Here is a 7848-nt window from a genome sequence, read left to right as displayed (position 1 = left end):
CGCCGCCCGCCCCGCCGAGACCGGGGCCCGGCCCGCCCGGCCGTCCGACGCCTCCGGCACGGGAGGATCCGCCGCGCGCACCGGCATCGCCGCGCTCTTCCGCGGCACGCGCGAGCGCTCCGACCGCCCGTCGCGCACCGGCCGCGCCTTCGCGGTGATCGCCGTCATCGAGGCCGTGACCTGGACGGGCCTCCTGGTCGGCATGTTCCTCAAGTACGTCACCGAGACCACGGAGCTCGGCGTGTACGCGTTCGGCCGCCTCCACGGGGCCGCGTTCGTGCTCTACGTGATCGTCACGCTCGTCGCCGCGGCGCGCCTGCGCTGGGGCTGGAAGCCCGCGCTCGTGGCCGGCCTCGCCGCGATCCCGCCCCTGGCCACGCTCCCCGTGGAGGTCGGGCTGCGTCGCCGCGGCTACCTCCGGCACCCCGCCGCAGGCGCCGACGACGCGGTGCGCACGACCGCCGGCACGGCCGCGCGCGGGGCCTGACCGCCGCGACGCCCGCGGATCAGATGCCGGTGTAGCGCCCCGGCCGGTGGTTGAGGGCGAGCACCAGGTTGAGCAGCACGGCTCCGAGGGCCGAGAGCACCACGCCGAGGACGGACACGACCGTGAGGCCGAGCAGGATCACGATCACGTCGAGGATCATCTGCGCGTAGCCGGCCCGGAACCCGAGGCGCTCCTGCACGATCAGCGCGACGATGTTGAAGCCGCCGAGGCTGGATCCGTGGCGGAACACCACCAGGAGCCCGATCCCGACGAGCAGGTTCCCGGCCAGCACCCCGTACACGGGCTGCAGCTGGAGTCCCGTGACCATGAGCGGGTGCAGCGTCGAGAACAGCGACACCAGCGCGACCGAGACCGCCGTCCGGATCGTGAACCGCCACCCCTTCTTCCACACCGCGAGCGCGAAGAACGGCGCGTTCACCACGAAGAACAGCACCCCGAACGGCAGCACCCCCGTGTAGCTCAGCAGCAGCGCGAGGCCGGCGGTCCCGCCGGTGACCGCGCCGCTGTCCCGGAGGAGGAACAGCCCGAACGAGGCCACGAAGGTGCCGGTGAGGAGCCCGAGGACGTCCTCGAGGACGGAGTGCGGGATGCCCGCGGTGGTCGCCTCGCCGGGGGCGACGACGGGCGGGGCGGGCAGGGGCTCGGACGCGGAAGCGGTCATGGCGGTCTCCGGGGTGAGGGGACGGGGTGCGCGCGGGCGGTCGTGCCGCGTTCCGCGCACTGACCAGCATGGCGGATCCGCGGTGCGCCGCCGACCGGGGCGGCGGCGCACCGCGCCCGTCGCGCGTCCCCGGAGCCCGCCGTCAGTCGGCGAAGATCGCGCCCACGGGCTCGCGCTTCTCCGCCTGGAACCGGTCCTCGGCGCGGCCGAGCGCCCAGTAGGCGGAGAGGGACAGGGCGCGGCGGTCGAGGCCCCAGCCGTCCTGGAGCAGCGCCCGCAGCTCCTTCATCGCGCCGCGCTCCCCGTGGGCGAACACCTCCACCTCGCCGTCGGGCAGCCGCAGGGCGCGCACCGCGTCGACGAGGAGCGCGCCCGGCACGGCGTCGGGGACGCGCGACCGGTGGATCCAGCGGAGCTCCAGCCCCGCAGGTCCCGCGAGCGCCAGCTCGTCGTCGGGTCCGTCGACCTCGACGAGCGCGACGCCGCGGGCGTCGGCGGGCATCGCGGCGAGCGCCGCGGCGACGGCGGGCAGGGCGGAGTCGTCGCCGACGAGCAGCCGGACGACGCGGGGGTCCTCGGCCGGCCGGTACATGCCGCCGGGTCCGCTCGCCTGGATCAGGTCCCCGGGCGTCGCGGACGCGGCCCACGGTCCCGCGAGCCCCTCGTCGCCGTGCACGACGAAGTCGATCGCGCAGGTGCCGGCGACCGGATCCGCGTGGCGCAGCGTGTAGGTCCGGACCGCGGGCAGTGCATCGGGCGGCAGCGTCTCCCGGAGCGCCGGCAGGTCGAACGGCGGGACGGCGCCCGAGCCGGGCTGCGGCAGCATGAGCTTCACGTACGCGTCGGTGGCGGCGAGGCGGTCGGGCGCCGCCTGCGCGAGGAGCGACCGCGTCCCCTCCCCGCCGAGGTGCACCCGCACGAGGTGCGGGCTCAGCCGCTCGGTGCGGATCACCTCGAGGACGTGCGCGGCGCGCGGCGCGCGGGCGGGCCGGTCGGAGGGGGCGGGCGGGGGAACGGAGGCGGGCGCGTCGGTCATCGAGGACGATCCTCCGCCCCGGCGGGCCCGCCCGCAACGCGCGCGGCCGATGCCCGGCGGAGCCGCACCCGGCGCATGGCTCGCTGCCAGCCGCGATGCGCGCCTACACTGACCGCGTGGTCGACATCGTCGTCACGGGGCTAAGCGCCAACTCCGTGCCGTACATCGAGGCCCTCGAGCAGCAGCGTGCCCTGCACGCCGCCGTCGTCGCGGGCCGGGCGCAGGACACCGTCATCCTCCTCGAGCACCCCTCGGTGTACACCGCGGGGAGGCGCACGGAGCCCGGGGACAGGCCGCGCGACGGCACGCCCGTGGTCGACGTCGACCGCGGGGGCCGCATCACCTGGCACGGCCCGGGGCAGCTCGTCGGCTACCCGGTGGTCCGGCTGCCCGAGCCCCTCGACGTCGTCGCCCACGTGCGCCGCCTCGAGGACGTGCTCATCGCGCTCCTCGCCGACCTCGGCATCGCCTCCTCCCGCATCGAGGGCCGCTCGGGCGTCTGGATCCGGGGCGCCGGCCCCGGCGGGCGCGACGAGAAGATCGCCGCCGTCGGCGTGCGCGTCGCCGAGCGCGTCACCATGCACGGCTTCGCCCTCGGCTGCAGCAACGCCCTGGACGCCTACGACCGCATCGTGCCGTGCGGCATCCGGGACGCGGGGGTCACCACGATCAGCCGCGTGCTCGGCCGCACGGTCACGCCCGCCGACGTCGTCCCCCTCCTCCGCCCGCACCTCCTCCGCGTCCTCGCACCGAACGGATCCCCCATGCCCGACACCGTCGTCCCCTCCCCCGTCCCCGCCGAGGCCCGCGCATGAGCGCCGCGCCGGACGGCCGCCGCATGCTGCGCCTCGAGGTGCGCAACGCCGAGACGCCCATCGAGCGGAAGCCCGACTGGATCAAGACGCGGGCCCGCATGGGGCCCGAGTACCAGGCGCTGCAGCAGCTCGTGAAGGCGGAGGACCTGCACACCGTCTGCCAGGAGGCGGCGTGCCCCAACATCTACGAGTGCTGGGAGGACCGGGAGGCCACGTTCCTCATCGGCGGGTCCCAGTGCACGCGCCGATGCGACTTCTGCCAGATCGACACCGGCAAGCCCGCGGACTACGACACCGACGAGCCCCGCCGCGTCGCCGACTCGGTCCGCCGCATGGGGCTCCGGTACGCGACCGTCACGGGCGTCGCGCGCGACGACCTCCCCGACGAGGGCGCGTGGCTGCACGCGGAGACGGTGCGGCGGATCCACGCCGACAACCCGGGCACGGGCGTCGAGATCCTCGCGACCGACTTCTCCGGGAACCCGGACCTGCTGGCGGAGGTGTTCTCCTCGCGCCCCGAGGTCTTCGCCCACAACGTGGAGACGGTGCCGCGCATCTTCAAGCGGATCCGCCCGGCGTTCCGCTACGAGCGCTCGCTCGACGTGATCACGCAGGCGCGGGACGCCGGCCTCATCACCAAGTCGAACCTGATCCTCGGCATGGGCGAGACGCGCGAGGAGGTCTCGGAGGCGCTGGCCGACCTGCACGACGCCGGCTGCGACATCATCACGGTCACGCAGTACCTGCGCCCGACGCCCCGGCACCTGCCGGTCGCGCGCTGGGTCAAGCCGGACGAGTTCGTCGAGATCAAGGGCGAGGCGGAGGCGATCGGCTTCCTCGGCGTCCTCGCGGGTCCGCTCGTGCGGTCCTCCTACCGCGCCGGGCGCCTGTGGGCGCAGTCGATGAGCGCCAAGGGACGCGCGCTGCCGGCGGGGCTCGACCACCTCGCGGACCCGTCCCGCGGCTTCGCGCAGGCCGTCGGCTGACCGGTCGGCGTCCCGCGGGCCCGCGGACCTGTCGGCTCGCTGACGAACCGGCCCCTCCCGGGCCCGCGGCCAGGTCCGCGGCCTATCGTCGGGAGCACCGCGCACACCCCACAGCAAGGAGCTCGACATGGCCGCCACCTCCCCGACCGCAGGATCCGCCTTCGGAGACGCCGCCGACGGAGTATGGCAGGCGATGGAGTCGCTCCGGGCCCGCTTCGACGCGCGGGGCTCCGGCAGCGCCGGCGCCGACCACGCCCACCCGCACGGGCAGCACGACGTCCGCCGCGCGGTGCTCGCGCTCCTCGCCGAGGAGCCCATGCACGGGTACCGCATCATCCACGAGATCACCGAGCGCAGCGGCGGCACCTGGACCCCGAACGCCGGGGCGGTCTACCCGACCCTCCAGCTCCTCGCCGACGAGAGCCTGATCGCCGCCGAGACGACCGACGGACGCAAGACCTACGCCCTCACGGAGACGGGCCGGTCCACGGTCGCGCGCGACGGCATCACGGCGCCCTGGGCCTCCGCGTCCGACGCGCACGGGCACGACGCGCACGACCGCCACGACCGCTCGGCCCTCCCGAAGGCCGGCCTGTCGCTCGCGCAGGCCGCGGCGCAGGTCCAGCGCACGGGCAGCCCGGCGCAGGTCGCCGAGGCCGTCTCCGAGCTCGACGCGGTCCGCCGCCGCCTCTACGCGATCCTCGCCCAGGAGTGACCGCGGCCACGGCCGGCGCCGTCCCCGGGACCCCTCCCGAGGCCGACGCCCCGGAGACGCGCGCCCGCTACCGCCGCATCCTCCGCTTCGCCGCATGGAACCTCGCGGTCACGTGGTGGTACGAGCTGTTCCTCCCCCGGGTGGGGCTCCGGCGCATCGCCGACCGCACGCGCACCCGGCGCATGAAGCGGTTCGCCCGCCGCTTCCGCGTGCTCGCCGTCGAGCTCGGCGGGCTCATGATCAAGGTGGGGCAGTTCATGTCGTCGCGCCTCGACGTCCTACCGCCCGAGATCACGGCGGAGCTCGAGGACCTGCAGGACGAGGTGCCCGCCGTGCCGTTCCCCGAGATCCGCGCCCTGGCCGAGCGCGAGCTCGGCATGCCGCTCGCCGAGGCCTTCGCGTGGGTGGACGAGACCCCCGTCGCCGCCGCGTCGCTCGGGCAGGCGCACCGCGCCCTCCTCGGTCCGCTCGACTCCGCGGACACGGGCCTCACGGGTGCCGTCATCAAGGTCCAGCGGCCGGGCATCGACGACATCGTGCGCATCGACCTCGCCGCGCTCCGGCGCATCGGCGGCTGGCTCACGCACGTCCGGCTGGTCTCCGACCGGGTGGACGCGCCCGCGCTCGTCGAGGAGTTCGCCGAGACGAGCCTCGAGGAGATCGACTACCTGCACGAGGCCCGCAGCTCCGCCCGGTTCCAGGAGATGTTCGCCGCGGACGAGCGCGTCGCCGTCCCCGAGATCGTCTGGGAGCGCAGCACCCGTCGCGTGCTCACGCTCGAGGACGTCACCGCCATCAAGATCACCGACCACGAGGGGCTCCTGGCCGCCGGCATCGACCCGGTCGACGTCGCGCCCGTGTTCGCCGCGGTCATGTTCGACCAGCTGTTCGCCGACGGCTTCTTCCACGCGGACCCGCATCCGGGCAACGTCTTCGTCACCCCGGTGGCCGACGGCTCCGTGGAGCAGGGCTGGACGCTGACCTTCATCGACTTCGGGATGATGGGCGAGGTGCCGCCCAGCACCCGTCGCGGCCTCCGGAAGATGCTGATCGCCGCGGCCTCGCGCGACGGCAAGGGCCTCGTCGACGCCGCCCGCGACATCGGCGTCCTCCTCCCCTCCGCCGACACCACGCAGCTCGAGCTGGCCATGACGCGCCTGTTCGCCCGCTTCGGCGGCCTCGGCTTCGCGGAGCTGCGCGAGGTCGACCCCCGCGAGTTCCGCGCCTTCGCGAACGAGTTCCAGGACGTCGTCCGCACGCTCCCGTTCCAGCTGCCGGACGACTTCCTGCTCATCATCCGCGCGATGTCCCTCACGTCGGGCGTCTGCAGCGCGCTGGACCCCGCGTTCAACCTGTGGGACTCCGTCGAGCCGTACGCGCAGCGCCTCATCCGCGAGGAGCGCGGCAACGTCGTGCGCGACCTCGGCACGCGCGTGTCGGAGACCGCGGGCACCCTCGCCCGTCTCCCCGGACGCCTGGACGCCCTCCTCACGCGCATCGACGACGGCGCCCTCCCCATCAGCGACCCGACGCTCGAGCGCCGCGTCGGCGCCCTGGAGCGCACGCTGCGCCGCGCGATCGCCGCCCTCGTCTTCGGCGCGCTCCTCGCGGGCGGCGTGCTCCTGCGCCCGGACGACGAGGTGCTCGGCACGGTCCTCCTCGTGGTGTCCGTGCTCCCGCTCGCGCAGGCGCTCCTCCCGGGCCGGCGCGGGGTGTGACCATCACGGCGTCCGACCGGCACGGTGCCTGACCGGCACGGCGTCCGACCGGCGTCGCCCCCGGCCGGCGCCTGTCCGCTCGGTGTCGGTCGTGACGCCGTGTGACGCCGCGCCCGCGACCCTCCCGGATCGCCCGCCTACGGTGAGCCCACCGACCCGACGGCACGAGGAGACACCATGACCGACACGACCATCCAGGCGCAGATCGACGAGTTCGACCGCGGCTTCGCCGAGCAGATCGGGCCGGACCTGTCGGCCGTGTTCGCCGCCGAGCAGCGGTCCCTGCGCGACGAGGGCGTCCCCGCGGGGGCCGTCTCCCCCGGCGACCGCCTGCCCGGAGCGACCCTGCTCGACCCCGACGGCGCGGAGGTCGACCTGGCCGCCGTCCTCGGCGCCGGTCCCGCCGTCGTGGTGCTCTACCGCGGCGCGTGGTGCCCGTACTGCAACCTCACGCTCCGCCAGTACCAGGCCGAGCTGCTGCCGGCGCTCCGGGAGCGCGGCGCGGCGCTCGTCGCCGTCAGCCCGCAGACGCCCGAGGGCAGCGCGCAGGCGGTCGCCGGCGCGGGCCTCGACTTCCCGACGCTGTCGGACCCGTCCAACGCCTTCGTGCGCGCGCTCGGCCTCGTCACGGAGCCGTCCGCCGAGGCGCGTGCCGCACACGCGCAGCTGGGCTTCGACGTGGCCGACAGCAACGCGGACGGCACGGGCGACATCCCGTTCCCCACGGTGATCGTCGTCGACGCCGACCGGACGGTGTCCTTCGCGGACGTCCACGTGGACTACACGACGCGCACGGAGGTCGCCGACATCGTCGCCGCGGTGGACGCGCTCACGACCCGGTAGCGGTACCGGGGCGCCGCTGCCCGGGGACGCCCCCGCCCCGGGCCATGCGTTCCCGGGGAACGCAGCCCCGGAACGGCAGCCTCGGGGAACGCAGAAGGCCCGGTCTCGAGGAGACCGGGCCTTCATCTTGTTGCGGGGGCAGGATTTGAACCTACGACCTCTGGGTTATGAGCCCAGCGAGCTACCGAACTGCTCCACCCCGCGCTACGAGGAATACATTACCAGACCTCCGAGGTGCTCATGACCACTCGGCCCACGCCGACGGGTCGAGCCCTCCCCCGCGACGAGGACGGCCCCGGCAGCACCCGCATCGCGGGGCCGCCGGGGCCGTCTCGTGAGCTGCCGGGCTACTGCTCGGCGCCGCCCAGCTCGATGGCCCGTGCCAGCGCCTCGGTGAGCCGCTGGTCGGCCTGCGCCGCCGCGACGAGGTCGTTGGCCGCGTAGGCCGCCTCGCGGTCCTGCAGCGCCTGGCCGGCCGCGGCCAGCGCCGCCTGCACGTCCTGCGCCGGAGCGGCGGGGGGCGTCGGGGGCGGCGGGGGGGGCGGGGGGGGGGCCGGGGCGCCGCC

At 75.3% G+C, this 7848-nt stretch carries 9 protein-coding genes and 1 tRNA gene; 6 read left to right on the top strand and 4 right to left on the bottom strand.

All coding sequences use genetic code 11. The annotated features are described in order from the left end of the window. A partial coding sequence (locus tag Q6969_RS10915; RefSeq protein WP_317230458.1) for a DUF3817 domain-containing protein occupies positions 1 to 487 on the top strand: 487 nt, incomplete at its 5' end. Positions 488 to 506: 19 nt separating this feature from the next. Here the strand turns inward: Q6969_RS10915 and Q6969_RS10910 are convergent. Both Q6969_RS10910 and Q6969_RS10905 read right to left on the bottom strand, forming a co-directional pair. Next, the gene (locus Q6969_RS10910) at positions 507 to 1169 is read right to left on the bottom strand and encodes a YitT family protein (RefSeq protein WP_317230457.1); all 663 of its coding nucleotides are present in this window, start codon (positions 1167 to 1169) and stop codon (positions 507 to 509) included. 142 nt (positions 1170 to 1311) lie between these two features. Then, the gene (locus Q6969_RS10905) at positions 1312 to 2205 is read right to left on the bottom strand and encodes a siderophore-interacting protein (protein ID WP_317230456.1); all 894 of its coding nucleotides are present in this window, start codon (positions 2203 to 2205) and stop codon (positions 1312 to 1314) included. 116 nt (positions 2206 to 2321) lie between these two features. Here Q6969_RS10905 and lipB point away from each other — a divergent pair, with 116 nt between their 5' ends. The 5 genes from lipB to Q6969_RS10880 all read left to right on the top strand — a co-directional run bounded on the left by lipB (position 2322) and on the right by Q6969_RS10880 (position 7282). After that, positions 2322 to 3020 (top strand): lipoyl(octanoyl) transferase LipB, encoded by a 699-nt coding sequence (gene lipB, locus Q6969_RS10900; RefSeq protein WP_317230455.1) that lies wholly within the window; start codon positions 2322 to 2324, stop codon positions 3018 to 3020. Beyond that, complete coding sequence (gene lipA, locus Q6969_RS10895; RefSeq protein ID WP_317230454.1) at positions 3017 to 4006, top strand: lipoyl synthase; 990 nt, start codon at positions 3017 to 3019, stop codon at positions 4004 to 4006. Before lipB ends, lipA begins: the two co-directional genes overlap by 4 nt. 127 nt (positions 4007 to 4133) lie before the next feature. Then, the gene (locus tag Q6969_RS10890; protein ID WP_317230453.1) at positions 4134 to 4721 is read left to right on the top strand and encodes a PadR family transcriptional regulator; all 588 of its coding nucleotides are present in this window, start codon (positions 4134 to 4136) and stop codon (positions 4719 to 4721) included. After that, the gene (locus tag Q6969_RS10885; RefSeq protein WP_317230452.1) at positions 4718 to 6439 is read left to right on the top strand and encodes an AarF/UbiB family protein; all 1722 of its coding nucleotides are present in this window, start codon (positions 4718 to 4720) and stop codon (positions 6437 to 6439) included. The genes Q6969_RS10890 and Q6969_RS10885 overlap by 4 nt, the downstream gene beginning before the upstream one ends. A 177-nt stretch (positions 6440 to 6616) precedes the next feature. After that, positions 6617 to 7282 (top strand): peroxiredoxin-like family protein, encoded by a 666-nt coding sequence (locus Q6969_RS10880; RefSeq protein ID WP_317230451.1) that lies wholly within the window; start codon positions 6617 to 6619, stop codon positions 7280 to 7282. Between the two features lie 130 nt (positions 7283 to 7412). On the opposite strand, the gene Q6969_RS10875 is transcribed toward Q6969_RS10880, so the two are convergent. Together Q6969_RS10875 and Q6969_RS10870 are read right to left on the bottom strand one after the other, a co-directional pair. Beyond that, positions 7413 to 7486: transfer RNA gene (locus tag Q6969_RS10875), tRNA-Met, on the bottom strand. A 143-nt stretch (positions 7487 to 7629) separates the two neighbouring features. Next, a partial coding sequence (locus Q6969_RS10870) for a hypothetical protein (protein ID WP_317230450.1) occupies positions 7630 to 7848 on the bottom strand: 219 nt, incomplete at its 5' end.

The organism is Clavibacter sp. MX14-G9D (assembly GCF_032917815.1).
Lineage (GTDB): Bacteria > Actinomycetota > Actinomycetes > Actinomycetales > Microbacteriaceae > Clavibacter > Clavibacter michiganensis_K.
Note: the sequence above shows the minus strand (reverse complement) of the source record. Positions and strands in the feature narration are given on the sequence as shown.

What these genes read in the sequence shown, in the direction of transcription:
- Q6969_RS10905 (WP_317230456.1), bottom strand. Translation starts at nt 2,205, where the DNA reads ATGACCGACGCGCCCGCCTCCGTTCCCCCGCCCGCCCCCTCCGACCGG.
- Q6969_RS10880 (WP_317230451.1), top strand. Translation starts at nt 6,617, where the DNA reads ATGACCGACACGACCATCCAGGCGCAGATCGACGAGTTCGACCGCGGC.
- Q6969_RS10890 (WP_317230453.1), top strand. Translation starts at nt 4,134, where the DNA reads ATGGCCGCCACCTCCCCGACCGCAGGATCCGCCTTCGGAGACGCCGCC.
- Q6969_RS10910 (WP_317230457.1), bottom strand. Translation starts at nt 1,169, where the DNA reads ATGACCGCTTCCGCGTCCGAGCCCCTGCCCGCCCCGCCCGTCGTCGCC.
- lipA (WP_317230454.1), top strand. Translation starts at nt 3,017, where the DNA reads ATGAGCGCCGCGCCGGACGGCCGCCGCATGCTGCGCCTCGAGGTGCGC.